The organism is Algibacter ulvanivorans (assembly GCF_048381495.1).
GTDB classification, from domain to species: domain Bacteria; phylum Bacteroidota; class Bacteroidia; order Flavobacteriales; family Flavobacteriaceae; genus Algibacter_B; species Algibacter_B ulvanivorans.
On record NZ_JBLWGD010000003.1, the window covers coordinates 353,036 to 371,599 of the forward strand.

The 18,564-nt window shown below is 31.2% G+C and carries 20 protein-coding genes; 2 read left to right on the top strand and 18 right to left on the bottom strand.

Annotation, left to right across the window (positions count from 1 at the left end; genetic code table 11):
* Positions 1-98 precede the first annotated feature (98 nt).
* The 10 genes from ACNG5D_RS09865 to ACNG5D_RS09910 form a co-directional block, all read right to left on the bottom strand.
* Entirely contained in the window at positions 99-563 is a 465-nt protein-coding gene (locus ACNG5D_RS09865) for a hypothetical protein (protein ID WP_418183349.1), read from the bottom strand.
* Between the two features lie 41 nt (positions 564-604).
* The gene (locus tag ACNG5D_RS09870; RefSeq protein ID WP_418183350.1) at positions 605-973 is read right to left on the bottom strand and encodes a hypothetical protein; all 369 of its coding nucleotides are present in this window, start codon (positions 971-973) and stop codon (positions 605-607) included.
* Positions 974-979: 6 nt separating this feature from the next.
* Positions 980-1,510, bottom strand: coding sequence for a thermonuclease family protein (locus ACNG5D_RS09875; RefSeq protein WP_418183351.1), 531 nt, complete (start codon positions 1,508-1,510; stop codon positions 980-982).
* Between the two features lie 58 nt (positions 1,511-1,568).
* A complete protein-coding gene (locus tag ACNG5D_RS09880) occupies positions 1,569-1,757 on the bottom strand; it encodes a hypothetical protein (RefSeq protein WP_418183352.1) in 189 nt (62 codons plus the stop codon).
* A gap of 4 nt (positions 1,758-1,761) precedes the next feature.
* Positions 1,762-2,211 (bottom strand): J domain-containing protein, encoded by a 450-nt coding sequence (locus ACNG5D_RS09885; RefSeq protein ID WP_418183353.1) that lies wholly within the window; start codon positions 2,209-2,211, stop codon positions 1,762-1,764.
* 5 nt (positions 2,212-2,216) lie between these two features.
* Positions 2,217-2,612: a hypothetical protein gene (locus tag ACNG5D_RS09890; RefSeq protein WP_418183354.1), complete on the bottom strand. Its 396-nt coding sequence runs from the start codon at positions 2,610-2,612 to the stop codon at positions 2,217-2,219.
* 94 nt (positions 2,613-2,706) lie between these two features.
* Positions 2,707-3,432 carry a hypothetical protein gene (locus ACNG5D_RS09895; protein WP_418183355.1) on the bottom strand — a complete coding sequence of 242 codons (726 nt, stop codon included), beginning with the start codon at positions 3,430-3,432 and terminating at the stop codon, positions 2,707-2,709.
* Between the two features lie 235 nt (positions 3,433-3,667).
* The gene (locus tag ACNG5D_RS09900) at positions 3,668-4,333 is read right to left on the bottom strand and encodes a response regulator (protein ID WP_418183356.1); all 666 of its coding nucleotides are present in this window, start codon (positions 4,331-4,333) and stop codon (positions 3,668-3,670) included.
* Complete coding sequence (locus ACNG5D_RS09905; protein ID WP_418183357.1) at positions 4,333-6,021, bottom strand: tetratricopeptide repeat-containing sensor histidine kinase; 1,689 nt, start codon at positions 6,019-6,021, stop codon at positions 4,333-4,335. Before ACNG5D_RS09905 ends, ACNG5D_RS09900 begins: the two co-directional genes overlap by 1 nt.
* A gap of 40 nt (positions 6,022-6,061) precedes the next feature.
* Positions 6,062-6,226, bottom strand: a complete 165-nt coding sequence (locus ACNG5D_RS09910) for a hypothetical protein (RefSeq protein WP_418183358.1) — start codon at positions 6,224-6,226, stop codon at positions 6,062-6,064.
* A 356-nt stretch (positions 6,227-6,582) separates the two neighbouring features.
* Between ACNG5D_RS09910 and ACNG5D_RS09915 the strand changes: the two genes are divergently transcribed.
* Both ACNG5D_RS09915 and ACNG5D_RS09920 read left to right on the top strand, forming a co-directional pair.
* A complete protein-coding gene (locus ACNG5D_RS09915; RefSeq protein ID WP_418183359.1) occupies positions 6,583-7,284 on the top strand; it encodes a hypothetical protein in 702 nt (233 codons plus the stop codon).
* 94 nt (positions 7,285-7,378) lie between these two features.
* Positions 7,379-7,954, top strand: a complete 576-nt coding sequence (locus ACNG5D_RS09920) for a helix-turn-helix domain-containing protein (protein WP_418183360.1) — start codon at positions 7,379-7,381, stop codon at positions 7,952-7,954.
* Positions 7,955-7,958: 4 nt separating this feature from the next.
* Here the strand turns inward: ACNG5D_RS09920 and pbfA are convergent, their stop codons facing one another.
* The 8 genes from pbfA to ACNG5D_RS09960 form a co-directional block, all read right to left on the bottom strand.
* Positions 7,959-9,290 (bottom strand): (R)-1-hydroxy-2-aminoethylphosphonate ammonia-lyase, encoded by a 1,332-nt coding sequence (pbfA, locus tag ACNG5D_RS09925; RefSeq protein WP_418183361.1) that lies wholly within the window; start codon positions 9,288-9,290, stop codon positions 7,959-7,961.
* A 4-nt stretch (positions 9,291-9,294) separates the two neighbouring features.
* On the bottom strand, positions 9,295-9,975 hold the full coding sequence (locus tag ACNG5D_RS09930) for a phosphonatase-like hydrolase (RefSeq protein ID WP_418183362.1): 681 nt from the start codon (positions 9,973-9,975) through the stop codon (positions 9,295-9,297).
* Positions 9,976-9,986: 11 nt separating this feature from the next.
* A complete protein-coding gene (locus ACNG5D_RS09935; protein WP_418183363.1) occupies positions 9,987-11,144 on the bottom strand; it encodes a TIGR03364 family FAD-dependent oxidoreductase in 1,158 nt (385 codons plus the stop codon).
* On the bottom strand, positions 11,137-12,411 hold the full coding sequence (locus ACNG5D_RS09940) for a DUF5690 family protein (protein ID WP_418183364.1): 1,275 nt from the start codon (positions 12,409-12,411) through the stop codon (positions 11,137-11,139). The genes ACNG5D_RS09935 and ACNG5D_RS09940 overlap by 8 nt, the downstream gene beginning before the upstream one ends.
* 109 nt (positions 12,412-12,520) lie before the next feature.
* Positions 12,521-14,131 carry a purple acid phosphatase family protein gene (locus ACNG5D_RS09945; protein ID WP_418183365.1) on the bottom strand — a complete coding sequence of 537 codons (1,611 nt, stop codon included), beginning with the start codon at positions 14,129-14,131 and terminating at the stop codon, positions 12,521-12,523.
* A gap of 10 nt (positions 14,132-14,141) precedes the next feature.
* Entirely contained in the window at positions 14,142-15,401 is a 1,260-nt protein-coding gene (locus ACNG5D_RS09950; protein WP_418183366.1) for a ComEC/Rec2 family competence protein, read from the bottom strand.
* A 5-nt stretch (positions 15,402-15,406) separates the two neighbouring features.
* Complete coding sequence (locus ACNG5D_RS09955; protein WP_418183367.1) at positions 15,407-17,125, bottom strand: alkaline phosphatase family protein; 1,719 nt, start codon at positions 17,123-17,125, stop codon at positions 15,407-15,409.
* Positions 17,091-18,545, bottom strand: coding sequence for a SusD/RagB family nutrient-binding outer membrane lipoprotein (locus ACNG5D_RS09960; RefSeq protein WP_418183368.1), 1,455 nt, complete (start codon positions 18,543-18,545; stop codon positions 17,091-17,093). The genes ACNG5D_RS09955 and ACNG5D_RS09960 overlap by 35 nt, the downstream gene beginning before the upstream one ends.
* Positions 18,546-18,564: the final 19 nt, after the last annotated feature.

Sequence of the window (18,564 nt, forward strand, 5' to 3'; positions counted from 1 at the left end):
GCTATTGTATTTTACAGCATGAAAATGCTAATTTGAAAGTTTTGAGCAAAGAAAAAGCTACCAAACCATAACATTTATTTTAAGAGATAATTAAAACGTTATTTAAAAATTTCGCTATACCATACAGAAACATCTTCGCGAATTTGTTTGTGGTATTTATAAACTAGTAGTGCCAATTTAAAGTCTGCTCTTTTACTTTTATATTCGTTTATAGTAAAATAGCCGTAAAAATTACCGTTTTTATCGACCACCACAGGCGGATTGTTTGCGTATTCATTCCAGGGTGATTGGGCGTTATATTCGTTTCCGAAAGTACCATATTCATTCCAAATAGATTTAGAATTATAGTTGTTTCCGTAGGTTCCGTAGGCGTTCCAAATGGAATTAGAATCGTAATTACTACAGGTTAGGCAGCCCAAATACTCTTTATGATTATTACCACCATACAAATGAAGTGCTTGGCTATTTGCCGCTGTATAAATACAACACGCTAAGCATAATGCTGATAATTTACTTATATTTTTAAGCCTTCTATAATTTATCATACGTTCTAAATTAATCATTTTAAAAGGTTTTAGGATTACAAAAATTTCTAATAATATTTTTAATGCAGATAACACTTTTGGTTTACATTTTTAGTTTTGCGCTTACAACGTTTTCCTGATTGGGTTTTGCCTATGCATTGTTTTGCATATACTGCTTTTTTAGGCGCATAACTATTACTTTGTGGTGATACAGATTGGTTTTTAACCGATTGCTTTACGCTAGTTTCTGTTGGCTTACAAACCGAACATGCTGCAAACCCCAATTGTATTGCTTTTTGTAAAGTATATGCTTTTTTTGAGTATTTTAAATAACGGCAGTTGTTTTTATGGTATTTTTCGCCTGTTTTTGTGGTGTAAACTTTTTGCGCCCATGCGTTGTTTGCAATAGCTAAACTAAAAAATAGAAGTAAAATTTTTAAGGATTTCATTTATATTTACTTACTTTTTGTTAGTTTTTTTAATCTGTTAGCTTCTTTTTTATTTGCTCTCCATTGCCAAGGCGAAATAGATTTAGAATTTACCCATAACCCTTTTTTTTTCTTTTTGGCTAAATTTTCTATGTCTTGTAATTTTTGGTTGGTTGAATACTTAGTATAATGCCATGCCAACCCGTTTTTAACTAACTGAAAATTAAGGTTTAACGAATCGTTATACATAACATTGGCTATATAACGCCCGTATCTATCTTTTTTTAATACGTATATATTAATATGCTTTCTAAAAATAGCCTGAGATACAAATTGTTTTGCTTTTTTAGAAAAAGGTTGTTTACGCTCTGGCGCATCTATATTAGCTAACCTAACCTTAATTAATATTGAATCTTTGGTTAGAAGTTTAAATGTATCGCCATCTGTAATGGCTGTTACTTTACCGCTAATTATATGGTTTTCTTTTTTTACTTTTTGAGCGTTTGCAATTAAATAAGAAAACAGGAAAAGACAATACAAAACTTTTTTTATAAACACACTATATAAGTTTTGCATTGTAGTAAATATAGTCGTTTACCATAACTAGACTTATTTTTTAATTGTTTTCCCAATTCGTTACAGGTTTTAGGCAATGTATCCAAATAATAGCTATAACCGGCATTACAAAACCAAAAAAGCCCCAACCACTTTGACTACGATTTAACGCTTTCGCCTTGTTTACACATACTAATACGCCTACAACTCTAAGTACAATTTGTGCTATTGCAACAAATGCTTCGTCCATAGTTTTAGTTTTTAAATTTTACACCTAGTTTAGTTTGGGCTTCGTATTTTAATTCTATTAACTTTTCTAGGTCTCGCCTATGCTTTGTTATATCTTGAAAAATAGTTTCGGCTATAGGTTGTTTATCGGTATTTACAAATCTATCTGGGTGGCATACTTTACTTAACTCCTTATATATTTTTTTAGATCCGTTTATGCTTCCTACTAAGTTATCCATATCTATTTTAGCCGCTTGTGCTTCTTTAAATTTATCTTTTGAAAAATTTTTGCTGTCTATTCTATTTTGTTTGCCCTTATATTTAAAAATTAAAAAACCTATTATTAAAAGTTCTAATAGAGCCACCCAAAACCAAAAGGATGTGAAATAAGTATTGTTATTTTCTATTGCTTGTTTAGTCATTTCATTTTCCATGAAAGGCAAAGCAACTTGTATTTTATGTAAAAAAAACATCATAGTATTTAACTTAAAAATCCTCCTATATTAGCAAACTTCTTTAATGGCCATTTGGCTCCGTTATAGCCTGTGTTGGCATGTACCTCGAGAGTATCCCAACCTAGCGCTATCATTTTTCTTACTAAAACTTCATTACCTAATACCACGCGGCCTATTTCTATTAGTTCGCTTTTATCTAAGGCATGCCCTGTTAGTGCTTTTATTCTAAAACCACCACTCATCCACTTAGAAAACTCATGTCTATATGTACTTTCGCCTCTAGTAATTTTAGCGACTAATAGTGTTGGGGCTTCACCTTTAACAAATGCCATTTTTGCTGCTCTATTAAAATCTTTAATGAGTCTATATCGTTCTGACATTTCTCCAAACCAATCTGATATTTGTATAATTCTATGCCACATGAATTTTTAGTTTAATGTTTCAAACCTAAATACATAATAAACAATCTCCTTACGGAAATCCGTAAAGAGATTATTTATTTAAACTTATTAGTTACTAATCTTCATCAAAAAAGTACTCATGAATATCAATAATATCGCCTCTCCCAATTTGTACCAAATCTCTGGTTTCTTTTAAAAATATCCCTAAAGATCTTTCGTTATAAAGCAATTTCATTTCTGAAGAATAATCGGTAACTACATACATATCGCCATTTAATTTAAAAAAAGGGATAACAAGTTTGCTTTTTACTTTAACTCCTTTATTTACTAATTTTCCTTTTAATAAGGTTTTGTTTAGAGCTGTTTCGTCTTTCTCGCCCGATGATACTTTTACATAAGCTATCATCATATTCATCCACTCTTGGGCATCAATAAGATACCATTTTACTTTATCGAAATTAATACCATACTCGTTAATCCAGCCTTGACTTGTAAAACCAAATAACACTTGCTTTTTACCATCTAACTCTGGATTGCTTTGAGGTGTAAATTCTTGTATTTTAAACGTTATAACTGATGCCGACGACATGTCTTTTAGCTTTTTACCATCAAAAGCTAAGGTTTTTAAAGAGAAGTTATTCATATTGGGTTGGTTAGATAATACCCATTGTGTAGCTGTTAGCTCTGCGCGTTCCTTCATTTGCTCTACCGCGGCAATACCTGCTCCAATGGCTAAAAGCCCGCCTGCTACTGCCGCTACTGCTGCGCCATCTTTTTGCGCCATAGTTTGTTTAGGTATTAAAATGCTTAGAATAAATAAAAAAAGTAATGTTTTTTTCATGTTTATTTAATTAAGTTAATTGATATAATATGTAAATGTATATGGACGAAAACAAAAACGCTTACGGGTTACCGTAAGCGCTTAACTAATTTGCGATAATACAATTACTAAAAAACTTTATTAATAGTATTATCAAGTTATAATACATTTTCTCCCTAAGAAAAATTATTAATAGTAATCAAATATAATACGATTTAAGTGTGATGTTTTACGGTTTTCCTGAAAACGCTTTTTTTTATATTAATCCTAAATCTTTTGATGTAGAAATTAAGTGTATTGTATTTTTAGAGTTTAATTGAATTTTTAATTTATTTAATCTTTTTTCAATAGAACTTAAACTACTAGGCGATATACCTTTATTTTTAAAAATTATGCTTATTTCTTCTTGAGATAATCCTTTTGATACATATTGAAGCAACTTAATATCGTAACTATTAATCTCTAAATCTGTTTTGCTATTAAAAGCCTGAGCTATTTTTGATGAAAAATATGTATTACCAGAATAAACCGCTTTTATTGCTTCTGTTAATTCGTTTAAACCTTTACGACCTTTACATACAAATGCGTTAATATTTAACTTTATTAACCCACGAATTAGTTGGAGTCTATCATCTACAGAATACACAATTATTTTTAGTTCTGGGTGCTCTTTTTTTAAAACTGTTATTAAATCTATTCCAGAATGTAATGTTTGTTCTCTGTGATCTGCTTGAAACGATAAATCGGTAATTAATAAATCGAATGGTGCTTTATCTAGAATTGCTCTTTTTACTTTTAAATAAGCATCATCGCAATATTGTACTTTTTCTATATTTAAAATGTCTAAACTATTTAGTATTGAAGACACACCTTGATTAATACTACCTAAATCGTCTGCAATTAAAACTTTTTTAAACATCATTATATTTGTACTTTAATTTTAAAACCTTCTCCTATTTTAGAATCAAAAATAACTGTTCCTTTTAAAGCATGAATACGGGATTCCACATTTTTAAGTCCACTTAAGCTCTTTAAATTGGCTCCAACTCCATTGTCTATATAACTTATTTCTAAAACCTTACCATTTTGTTTAAAAATTATGGACACCAAATTGGCTTGGCTATGCTTTTTCATATTTGTCATAACCTCTTGTAATACTCTATATATGGTGGTACGTTTTAATTTTGAAATGTTTTGCCAATTAACATCTTTCAATCCTTTAGTAATAATGGTTAAATTATTGGTTTTATAGTTTAAAAGTAAATCGTTTAATACAATTTTATAGTCTGTTACTAAATCTATGGTTCCGCTTTCTTTTGATATGTCTCTAGTTTTATTATAAACAATCTCTAAATCGTCAAGTAGTTGTTCTTTTTTATGGGTTTTATTATATTGAAGTTTAGTCATTATTTGATAAACATCATTAGCTACTTCGTCGTGTATTTTTTTGCTAATTCTTTTTTCGGTAATATACACCTCTTTAATTTTATTTTTTCTGTGTTGTGCCCGCAATAAAAAGTATACAAATACTGCAAGAATAAATACTATAATAGCAAGACTTAAATAAAATATTTTAAAGCTTTTTTGTTTTTCGTTTTCTAGCTGGCTATATAATAATTCTTGCTCGTTTACTTTTAATAATGCTTCTTTTTTAGCAACATCGTATTTAACTGCACCAAACTTATTTTCTCTTAATTGTTTTTTACTTGCTAAGTGTTTGTTAAGTGTTATGTATTTTTTTATACTAGAATTACCCTCAAGTTTTAAACTTAACTCTATAGCTTCTAGTTGGTAAGTTGGCGACTGTATTTTACTAGACACTTCTAGTAATTTATTAATATAATATTGCGCTTTACTTGTATTTGGTTTCTCTAAGTAATACATAGCTAAATGCCTGTAACTAGAAAACAAGCCTGTTAAATCTTGTAGCTTTAATCTTAAACTTAAAGCTTTTTCCATATTTAATAAGGCTAAATTATTTTTTAATTTTGAGTTGAAATACCCAAAATTATCTAAATAAGTTGCTTTGATTTCTGAATTATTTAACTGAGATGATTTATCATAGTATTTTAATAATACATTTACGGCATCGCTATATAGTTCTTGGTCTGCATAGGTATTTGCTATATTTGTAATTATAGCTAGCTTGTCTTTAAAATTGTTATTTAATGCTAAAGCTTGATTGTAATATCTTATTGCATTATTATAATCTTCTAGCCTTCTATACACCATACCCAAATGGTTAGATAACCTTTGCTTAGCTGTGCTTGTTTTTGTTTTATCTAAAACCTTATCTAGTAACTGTAAAGCATTAATACTTGTAGCTTCACTCTCATAAGGAAACCCCATTTTAAACTGCCCCAAAGCTATAAGTTCTAAATAATATGCCGATTTAATTGAATCTTGTATAGATAAAGAATAATCGGCCTTCTTTTTAAAAAACTCAAAAGATTTTCCTATATAATTTACATCTTTTAATTCAGTAATCGTTTTATAATAAAATAACGTACTATCATTATTAGTTTGCGATAGTAAATTATGGTTTAAAACACAGTAAACATTAATAGAAACAAACCAAAAAAAAAGGAATGAAGTTTTATTTACTTTCATTCCTCAAAAATAACAACTTATTTTTAGTTACAAATTAAAATTAATCGTCTGTAGGTGGTGGTGGCGGAATAGGACTATCATCGCCGCAACAATCTTGTTCTGACGACTGATTATTAGACTCTTCTGTTATACTTGCTTGAGGCGTACAGGAAAAAAACACAACATGTATTAATAATGTAAATAATAATATATTTAATTTTTTCATTTTTATAATGCTTAAAATTTGACAATAGATTGACTGCCCGAAATTTTCGGGTATTAAAAATTATTAGCTAAACAGCTTAAATGAAGAGACGTCTCTCTTATGGAAAGTCGAGAGAACTTATTAGAGAAATAAAATGACTTTCCAGGTATTTCATAACACTATTAAGTTCCTCTTATTTTAAAATAAATAATGTCCAATTTTAGTTATGGATTTATTTATTTCTAATACAAATGAAACCGTATTTATCTGCTATTTTAGGAAATACAATGGAAGCTTACGGGAATTTTTTAGGTTGTTTTTTTCCTAATAATTCCCTAAAAATTACTTACTTTTAAAATATAATACATTACTAACCAATGCATAAAAACATCATTTTAAAAGCTTTTGAAAAAGCAGATTTATTAAGAAAAAAACAAGGAGACAAAAAACCTTCACTTATTAATAAGTCTGAAGATATTTCTGAATTTATATTAAAAGAAACAGGGTTCTTGCTTGGAGAAAAAAGTTTTAGAATATACAGGCAAAAAGCTGTTGAATTAAAAAACACAGATAATGATATAAACATAAACCAACAGAAAGTGGTTTTGGGATTATTAAAATATATTGGATTTGATAACTATGAAGATTTTGAAAAAGAAAACAACTCGCTAACTAAACAAAACAATAATATTAAACTGAATTTCTTTCTAAAATATAAAACACCTTTAATAATTATTGCAGTAATTAGTATTGGAATATACTTTTTTTATAAAAACATTAATTCGCAACGTTGGATGGTATGGAATGGAAATAATTATGTGGAAACAGATTTTGACACCAAAAAATACAATATTGGGCAACTAAAAATTTATAATGAAGATAGAATTCTAAATTTTGGCAAAATAATTCCTAATTGCCAATATAAATTCTTTGAAGATTCTGGTAAAGCAAACCTTTGGTATGGAAAAAACAAAAATGGAAGTTTAGAATACTTTTCCTCTATTGGTAAACACCCACAAACAGGAAAAACGCTTAAAGAAATTACAAATTATATGATAAAAACTCATATATGTCCGTAACCTAAAAACAAAAGTTAAAATAAAACTAACAAATAGCTATAATTTTAATTAGAAAGAAAATATTTACTTATTATTGTAGAAACTACATTAAAAAATGGATGACTTTTTAATTGGTATTGGTAAACGTATAAAATCCATAAGAAAAAAAAACGGTATTACCATTAGTAATTTAGCTAACAATGCTGGTGTAAGCAATGGTTTAATATCAAGAATTGAAAATGGCAGAACCATACCTTCTTTACCTGTTTTATTAGAACTTATTAGTGCTTTAAATGTTGATGCTAGTAATTTTTTTGAAGGTGTCGAGAAAAAAACAGGAGCCAAATACATACATATAAAAGATAATGAAAAACAATTTTTAGAAAAAGAAATTGAAGCCAAAGGTTTTACCTACTTTCAAATATTTGGTAAAAGCTTAAATGCTGTTGGTTTTGAAGCTGTTATTCTTACTGTATCGCCAAACTCGAAAAGAGAAAAAGTTGTTACTGATGCTTGGGAATTTAAATATATACTTTCTGGAAAATGCACTTATATTATTGATAACGAAAAAATTGAAGTAAACAAAGGAGATTCATTATACTTTAATGGACGATTACCTCATGTGCCAATGAATGAATCGGATGCCGATTGCACCATGCTTGTACTTTACTTTTTTTCTGAAAACTCATAAGAAATCAACATTTTACACTACAAATTGCTTCTTTTAAGGTTTTTAAAGTATAATCTATTTCTGCTTTAGTAATTATTAAAGCTGGTTTTAAGTTAAGAATATTGCCTTGAATTAACTTAAACGAAATACCACGCTGTAAACAAAAATTCATAATTTGATGAGCAGCTTCAACATCTCGCTCTTTAGTTATTTTATTTTTTACAATATCTACCCCTAAATTTAAACCTAAACCCGTTATGTTTCCTACACATTCAAACTCCGCTTTAAAACCTTCTAATTGTGTTTTAAAATACGCCCCTAATGTTCTGGTTTTTTCAACTAAATGTTCTTCTTCTACAAAATCTATTACTGCCTTTGATACCGATGCGCATAAAGGGTTCTTTTCATGTGTATAATGCCCAATTGATTTATGCGAAATAACATCTAAGTCTTCTTTACCAATAATACCTGCAAATGGTAAAACACCTCCACCAAAGCCCTTACCTATTACCAAAATATCTGGTGTAACAAAATGCTGGCTTGCAAACATTTTTCCGGTTCGGCCAAATGCTGTATAAATTTCATCAAAAATTAAAAGTATATTGTTTTGTTTACAAATATTTTTAACATTTTGCCAGTAGTATTTAGTTGGTACAGTAGAATTGTAAAATATAGGTTCGGTTATTAGTGCAGCTATACCAGTATTATTTTTAATTTGTAGCTTTAATTGCCTTAAATACTCATCGTCTATTTGCTGTTGGTTAGTCCAACCCCATGGATTTCGGTAATAATCGGGTAACTCTAAATGAATAGCTCCGGGTATCAAAGGCCCTAAACCATCTTTAAAATGTTTGTCGGCTCCAATTGAAACGGCTTGAAATCCTGCACCATGAAATGTACCATAATACGATAAGGTTTTCCATTTACCTGTATAATGTTTAGCTAGCATTACTGCCATTTCTATGGCTTCAGATCCACCGGGGCAAAACAATACTTTGTTTAAACCTTTGGGTGCAACATCAATTAGTTTTTCGGCTAGCAAAACGGCTGGTTGATTAGTAAACCGTCTTGGCGAAAACGATAATTTATCTTCAAATTGCTTAACAATGGCTTGATAAATTTTAGGGTTATTATAGCCCACAGTATGCACACCATTACCATGAAAATCTAGATATTTTTTACCATTTTCATCAAATAAATAAGCGCCTTCTGCTTTACTTACCATATTAAAAACGGGAGAAGATAATGATTGATGATAAAACACTTTTGCATCTCTATTTAATACTTGGTTTGCCAAATCTGATTTGGTTATGTTAGTACCCAAATTCCTAATGTTTTCGCCTTGGTTTACACTCATAAACTTATATTGTTTTTAAAACGTGATCTAAACTAGCTAAAGAGTTTAAAATAAAATCGCATTTTGCATGTTCTAGCTGCGCTCTAGTTTGAGCTCCAGATAGTACGCCTACAGTTATACCACAATTAGCATTTTTTCCTTCTTCAATATCTACCGCCGAATCGCCTGCTTTTAAAACCTGCTTAGCATCATTAATATTAAAAATTTCCATGGCTTTATAAATCATATCTGGACTTGGCCTACCGTTTACAACATCGTCTGCTGTAACTAAAGCATCAAAATGTGTATTTAATTTCCAGTTAATTTTATTTAATAAGCTATTTGCAACTAAACTGTTGTACCCTGTATTTAAAACTACTTTTATGTTATTTTTTTTCAACCTAAATAATACATCTTCTACCCCATCAATAGGCGCTACATCTAGATTTTGGTATGCTTCGTCTAACATACTCTTAAATTCGTTAAAAACAATTTCAGAATTTATTTCATTTTCAAGTTCTAAATATTTTAAAACATCTTTTATTGCTTGATGCTTCTCTTTGCCTGCGCCTAATTTTAAAACTAAATTTAAACTTACCGCATTTGTATGTTTACTAACGGCTTCAAAAAGGGTTTTATATACTACATTTTTCTCGTTAATTGTTGTTCCTGCCATATCGAAAACAACCATTTTAATTTCTGTCATTATTACAATTATTAATTAAGTATTTTATTTAAGCTTATTTCAGAAAATGCTGGGCTTCCAGTCATGCCTTTACCTCCAATTCCTGTTACTATATGAGTGTTTTTATTTATTTTATATTCAAAAATATCGCTACTCTTACATTGCGAATACACACCAACCCAACGGCTTTCAATGTTATATGTTGGTAAATTCATTATTTTTTTTGATTCAGAAATCATAAAATCATCAATATCTTCATTTCGGTTAAAGCCTAATAAATCGGCATTAATAGCGTCTTGATATTCGTGAGAATCGCCTAAAACTACAGAGCCATCGTTAACCTGTTTAAATAGTATATGAATACCATATTGGTTATGAAAATCAGTTTTATTTTCTTTAGCCTTTATGGCTTTAAAAGAAGGGCATTCGGTAAAAGATTCATACCGCCTAATTGTCCAACCTGTTAAAACCGATGGTTGCAAAACATAATTTTTTTGTGGTTTTGTACGAAGCATTTGCAGTTTACTAACTTCTAAATCGCTTTTATTAAACACCTCTGGATACAAGGCTTTAAAATCGCTACCATTACAAATAATTATTTTTGAAGCCAAAAAAGACTCACCGTTTGATGCATAAGCTATTGCATTTTCATTTACTTCTTCAATATGAGTTATAGTTGTATTTGGGAAAAATTCAAGTTGATGCTTACTTATTAAAAACTCACGAACTCTATGAATCATTAAACTCGGGTCTACATTCATTTCCTGCGGAAAAAACAAACCTCCTTTTACATAACTGCTATTTAAACCTGCACACTTTTCTAAACATTGCGTTGCTGTTAATAAATGTGATTTGTAATTGTTAGTTTTATTAATTTGTGCTAACTCTTCGATTAACTGAATTTCTTCTTGGTTTGATGCCAAGTAAATACTGCCTGTTTGCTTTACCGTAATATCAACTTGATTACTAATTTCTTTGTAAATTTCTAAACTTTTACGACCTATGTTTTGCCATTTTAAGTTCATTCCAGAAGGAACAACTTGCCCAAAATTTCTAACCGTTGCTCCTTGAGGCTTAACATTTTTTTCTATTAAGGCTACTTTTAAGCCTTTTTTTAAGGCGTGGTATGCATGAAACGTTCCTAAAATGCCCGCTCCAATAATTACAAGATCGTATGTTTTGTTATTCATGTATTAAAATATTTTGCTGAATTAAAATTTTTTGTTCTTTGTTTTTAAAAAACGCATAGGATAAAATAGATGTACTTACCGCTAAAACCGCTACTATTAAAATGAGATAAGTAAAAAAATTGAGATAAGAAATATTAGCTTTTCCAAAATTTTTATAAAGTAAAATCATAACGCTTCCCAAATAACCAAAGGCATCGGCTATATAAATTAAAAAACCTACATTACCTTTTATTTTAAAAGTGGCAATCATTCTATCGAAAAACAAACCTTGAAACGGAATGTAACATACGTACATACCAAAGCCAGAAATAATCATCCACAATACAGGGTTTATAATATCTATTTGAAATAGTATAGTTGAAACCCCAATTAGTAAACCTCCTAAACACAACACCAAATGATACCATGCAAATGCTATAAAATTTTTGTTTATAGAACCAATAAATACCATAATTACCAATACCGAAATAGCAATTGGAATTTCTGAGAATGAATAAATAGAAACACTATTAGTAAAACCTAGTGCATCCCAAATTTCGCGAGCAAAATTGTCTCTAAAATCGCGTACACCTGTTAAAAACACATAAAAAATTATAATTAATGTTAATGGCAATGCAAATTCTTTATATAACTTAATACGTTCGGTTTGGTTTAGTGGTGCTCTTTTAGACTTTTTTTGTTCGTCTTGTTTTGTTGGTTTGGGTAAACGCTCTAACAATAATGCAAACAACACTAACGGTATTATAAAAAGTAAACCTGTAACAAACGGCATCCAAAACTCTGAGAAATTCCAAAAATCCATAACTAACTTACCTATAGATTTTACCACTCCAGATGAAATTATAAAACTAGAACATAAAATAACGCCCAGAATTTCGGTAGTTTTTCGCCCCTCTAAGTACGAGAACACAATACCCCAAATCATGCCTAAAGGCAAACCATTTAAAAACAGGAATATGATATTGTATGGTGCCGATACTAAAGCAAAACCTAAAAGTGCTAACTCTGCAAAAAGTATAAAACTTAATAAATATATAAATCGTTTACCAGTTGGCATTTCGGCTATTAACTTAATACCTAAAAACTTTGAAATTGTATAACCTAAAACCTGCGCAATTACAAGCCATATTTTATAATCGACACCCAAGAAAATTAGCTCAGAAAATGTTGCTACTGTAAAAGGCTTTCTAAAAGCATACATGCAAAAATAAGCACCAAAAGCAGCGATTGATGCTTGTAAAATAAACTTTAAATTTTGTACTCTCATTAATTAAAAGCGTATTAGCAGCTATCTGAAACCAGAAAGCTGCCTCTACTTAACTAAATTTAAACAAAAAACAATCATAAGATGAAAAGAACATCTTACTCATATATTATTAAGGTTTTGTACTGAATGATTTTGTTTCAGACCAATCGCTCCAGTTTAAATATTGATCTCTGTATCTTACACGCCAATAGTAAACGGTATTTGGTTCTAAACGCTCAAACCACTCATCGGTTAAATTGTCGTTTTTTTGACGATTTTCATCGTAGTACCAGTTTTCAAACTGTTTCCATCTATCTATAATTTTAGCTTTAGAATCTTCATCTGTATTAAAGCTTTTTGAAGTTGAAATTTGCCAATGAGAAGCCGCATGAAAGGCTCCGGCTCTGTTACCAACAAATTCTGAAGCTTTTAAAGTAGGTCCAACATAGTTAACCGTTTTGTTTATTGGTGCCAAAGCTTTTGGAGCATTTGGCTTTTTTGTTAATTTCCAAACTGTAATACTATCTGAAACTTGATTATTTTTTATGCCATCTTCAATATTGCCTCTACTAATACGCTTTAAAGTTAATTTAGGATCGGCAGGATTAGGATCGACAGATACCATAACAAAACCATACTCGTCTTGAGTTACAGTAAACTCATCATAATCTCTACCTTCAAACTCTCCCCAATTATCAATAGCACCTCCGGCAGATGCCACATTAACCCATAAGTGCTTATGATCTCTAGATTGTCCTCTCGAATACCCATGCGTATGACCAAAAAAGTGTAAACTAGGCTTTCCTGAAGTTTCGGTAAAAGCTTCTAACATTTTTACAACTTTTCCGCTAGGTTCTTCTTCTCCTGGAATCCATAATTCCGATTTATGAGGGTGGTGTAACTGTGCAAAAACAAAATCGATGTCGTTGTTTTTTGCTGTGTCTTCTAAAACATCTTTTAACCACTTAAACTGTTCTTTTAAATCTCGATAACCGCTATTTGAATTAAGTCCTATAATTCTAGTATTTCCGTAATCTTTATACCACCAATGTTCATGGTATGCAGGCGATCCGTTTTCTGGCAACGTAAAATATTTAAAATAAAAATTAGAATTGCGCTCATGGTTTCCTAAAACAGGATAAACAGGAACTTGCGAAAACAAATTTGCCGATTGTTTAAAAAAATGATCTTTCCATTGGTAATACTTCGCTCCATTTTCTACTAGATCTCCAGGAATCATTACCAAAGCTAAGTTTTCTGGTACATGGCCTTCAAACTCATTTTCTAAAAACTTAATTACACCTTCGTTAACAACTTCTTGAAATTTTTCTGGTTGCCTATGGTCGTATTGCATATCGCTCATGGCAATAAGGTTAAATGACTCTTTTTGATTTGCAAATGGAGGTGTTTTAAACTGATAAATGTCCGATTTTATTTTTCCTGTTTTTACACGATAATAATACACCGTAAAACGTTTTAATCCTGTAAGCTCTACTTCGTGCAAAAACGAGTTTTCGTAATTAACTTTAGTTGAAAACCCACTAGATGTTTTTCCTAATTTTGGCGTAAGCCCCCACTCTACAATACTGGTTTGGTTAACATTGGTTTCCCAAAGTACTTTTATTGATGTAGGTTCTGCATCTTGCAAATAAGGTTTTACAAGAATTTCTGTTTGGTTTTGTGCAAATAATATAACTTGACCAAACATTACAAGAAATAAAGCTATATGTATTTTTTTCATGTTATTAAATTTAACGCGATTTGTACGGTCCAAACTGGGCTATAACTTCGCGGTTTTCAGATTTATCGTTTAAAATATAAATGTTATAATTTTTGCCAGCGTTGTATACACGTACAACAATATGTCCTTCTTGGCTTTTATATTGGTTAAGCCTACTACCAATAACATCTTTAGCGCCTTGTAACATTACGGTTGAAAATATGTCGCGCTTGCCTGGATATAAATTTTGCGATGTTATGCGACGTAAAACTTCTTCTCCAGGATGATCGGCTGTCCAATTTTGCTGAATCCATACACGTGGACGAATAGTACGCACATAATACGCATTTTGAGAATCTCGGTTACCATGATGATTTAAAGTAGCTACATCTACAGGACCAATTACTGGTGCTACATGAGACTCTACAGTATTTAAATTAGATTGCCCAAATGCATCAATTCCTGAAATATCGCCACCTGTAAAATAATTAAACTTACCATAGTCTATCCTAATACAGTTACTTAATGGATTTTCGCCAGGATAATCACCTTCTTTAAATAAATGGTATGTAGCTTCGTTTTCTCCTGTCCAAATTTCGCCATTTGAAGCGATGTTTATTATTGAGAAATTAGTGAATTTTTCAGGGGTATTTTTTAATTTAATTTGATTTTTAGAGCCCACTTTTAAAGCTTCGTTTTGTAATCCGTTTTTAGTTTGATAGTTTATAAAGCTCCAATATGCTTTTAAGGTCGAAATCATACTATAAGGGTCGTTTACAAAATTAGGTAAGGCCTGAACTTTTTTATCTTTTAAATTAATAGGAAAACTAACCCCTCTATCTATTAACTTTTTTATAGGCAGTAAGGTACCAACTTCGGTAATTCCTGTTAACTGATAACCACCTTTAGCCATGGTTCGAATAGAATCGGTTTCGCCAAAATGATCGTCGTGATAATGTGTTATTAAAGCATAATTTAAATAACTTTTGCTTTGCTTTGGTGCAAATTGTTTTATATAATTAACAATCCATGCTGGTGCTGTTTTAGAATTATTAGGAACTAATTTTGCATTTCTAGATGATGTTGTTCTTAAATGTGTTTCAGACATATCGCCAGCATCAACTAATAGTGTTGTAGCATCTGGCATTACAATAAATGCAGCATTACCACGACCAGTATTAATATGATGAATGTCTAGATAACCCATTTCCCACTTTGGCAAACTATTACTTTGCCCATTTACACCTCCAAAAAAACTTAATAAAATAAGACTTAAAACGTTTTTTAGCATAGACCTTAGCTTTGTGTTGCAAATAATTTATTAATAGGAATAATTTGCTTTAGCATATTTTCACTTTCATATTTAGCATCTAAATGAAAACCGCCACCACCATTAAAAAACGCTACTCTTATTAAGTGTCTTCCTTTCTGTAAGTTTATACTCCCGTTTTTTTCTAAAACACCATGATCGCCATCGTTATCTGCTATTAATTGATTATTTATGTAAAGTTTACTTCCATCATCACTATTCACAAAAAAGGTATATTTTCCTGTGTTATCTATTTCTAAATAACTTTCGTAAACAACAGCTACCTGATCATTTTTTACACCATCAACAATTACGTTTTTATGAGAAAACTCGGTTGTGTAACCCGTTTTTACAGGTTTTATTTTAGAAAAATCTGGTAATTTTTCCATATTTTCACCATAAAAAACTTGATACTTTACAGGATTCTTCTTGGTTTTAGAAGCTAATCTAAAATTGCCCAGAGCTACGGTACTTTTAATGTTGTCGTTTTTAAAAACTGCAGCTTTAATTATTCTGGTTTGCTTAACGTAAAAGGTATCTTTATATACCTTACTATTTTCTAGCGTTAGCACTTCGTTATCTAAAGTATAACGAATTTCGCCTTTGCTATTGGGATTTTGTATAACTACAGCAACAGAATCGGCCTTAAAAACACCGCCTGCAGCTTCGAAATAACCAGCATTTGGTAATATTTTTGGTGCAACCGTACGCTTTACACGTTTATAAATTAATTCTGGTTTAGGATTACCTAAAAAGGCTCCTTTTACAGGTCTACCAATCCAAGCCTGAGGTATTTTAAGGTTAAAAGCATAAGCTACAGTAGCAGCATTATCGTATTGGTATACCGCTTCTTCAATTTTATAACCTTTTTTTATTCCGGCACCGTACAAAATAAATGGCACCTCAACCTCGGCTAGACTTTCGCCGCCATGACTATATCCTAATCCACCATGATCGGCCGCTATAATAAACATGGTTTTATTAAAAATACCCTTGCGTTTTGTGGCTTCAATTATTTGTGTAATTAAGGAGTCGGCTTTTTCAATAGATTTGTAATACGCTTTACTACCATGCCCCATACTATGCCCTGCATGATCGACATGATCTAAATGAATAAAAGCAAACTTTGGCGCATGAGCTTCAATGTATGTAATAGCATCGTTAGTTGTACCATCTTCATGATCGCCATTTATATCGAAGCCTACTTCGTTTTTTTCAAATAGTCTTCCAAAGTCATCCCAATCGTAAATAGCACCAACGTTACTTTCTGGTTCTTGGTCTTTAAAAAGTGTAAAAATAGTAGGAAAGGTTCCGTTATTAGTTTCAACAACAGAAGGTAAAATATGGTCGTTCTTTTTCCAGCCGTTTGAAGTTATACCATGTTGTTCGGTATCTGCCCCCATAAGCATACTTGCCCAATTTGGGCTAGAGCTTGAAGGTAACACGCTTCTTGCATGTAAAGTTGCAGCACCGTTAGCTATCATTGAATCTAGCGTTGGTGTTTTAGCTTTAGTAATGCCATCTGGACTCATACCATCTACACCAATTACAATTACGTGCTCTATACCTTTGGGAGAGCGCGACACTTTTTCTGCATTAAAAGCACAAGACCACAAGGATATTACTATCCCTGTGATTATGCCTGCTATTAATTTATTATTATGCTTCATTTTAATTTTCCCACCAAACTTTAGTTGTAATTTCATCGCCTCCAATTCGTTTTGCTGCTTCGTTATAATTTTCTGCATTTAGTGCTTGCTCGTCACTTGGGTACTCGAAACGACTTGGGTATGTTGAGTAAAAGGCATCTGGCCCAGGTGCTATTGTACTTGGAAACCCTGTACGCTTAAACTCTATAAACCCTTGATAGTCTGTATAAAACAATGCTATATACTTTTGGTTTAAAATAGTTTCTAAACTGTTATTATAAGCTACACCTGCCGAAGTTAAATAATTGGTTGGCATAGTTACATTCCAGTACTGAAAATTAGAAGTAATACCATTGTTATATAATGTTTCTGCATTTGCAGTAATCCAACCTTTTTGTGCTGCTTCTGCTAAAATAAAATTAACTTCGCCTTGCAGCATTAATCTGGCTTGGTTGGCATTAGCCTGTAAATAAAAATACGACATATTGAATTTTGATAAAAACGCATCGCCACCTTTATATTCGTAAGCAGGACCATCAACAATGCCATTTTGCATACCTTCAATTTCTGGTGTGCCATTTTCTACCGAGTTTGCCGTAGGATCTGCAAAAAATTCTAATCTTGGGTCGTTAAACCCTTTAAGAAGTCCTACAAAGTTTTCTGAAATTCTGTACTCGTTGTAAGAACCAACTCTGTATACAGACTCCTCTGTAACTGGGTGCGCATCTGGGTTTGATGCTAAAAAAGTTAATGTTGCATTATCGTTGTTAGACTCCATTATAGGGTATTGCGACATGTTATTATAAATTGTAGCAATTTCTGAAGCTGCTTTAGTTTCGTTTATTTCGCTTAAACGCAAAGCCAATCTTAAACGTAACGAATTAGCAAATTTTTGCCATTTACTTAAATCGCCATCAAAAATTAAATCGCCCTTTATGGCAAACTCTGCATTTCCTAAAATGGTGTTAGCATCGTCTAAAAGCTGTAACATGCCGTTATAAATATCTTCTTGCGTATCGTAAGCAGGTGTTACATTACCTTGGCCAGCTAAATTAACCTCACTAAAAGGAACATCGCCCCACATATCTGTTAAGATGCTAAACATCCATGCTTGCATTACTTTTGAAACACCTTCGTAACTGGAATTACCTTCTGAAATGGCAATTTTCTCAAGTTCTTTAGCATCTCTAATTGCTATGTAATAAGTGTCCCACTCGCCAGATTGTGCTCCCCAATCAAATAAATCGAAAGAAGTAAATACTATTCTTGCACCATATTGCCCCATTAAATTACCTTCGCTCCATGCAGCACTTACGGCTCTTCGAACTGAGTTTCTTTGTAGGTTTGTTAATAATAATTCTGGGTTTTTACTAATGTTTAAAGCAACATCAGGGTTGTCGTTTGATACATCAAACTTATCGCAGCTAGTAAATAAAATACTAATTGCTAGTACTGTTAAAAAAGCTAATTTTTTCATGAATTTATACTTTTTATTT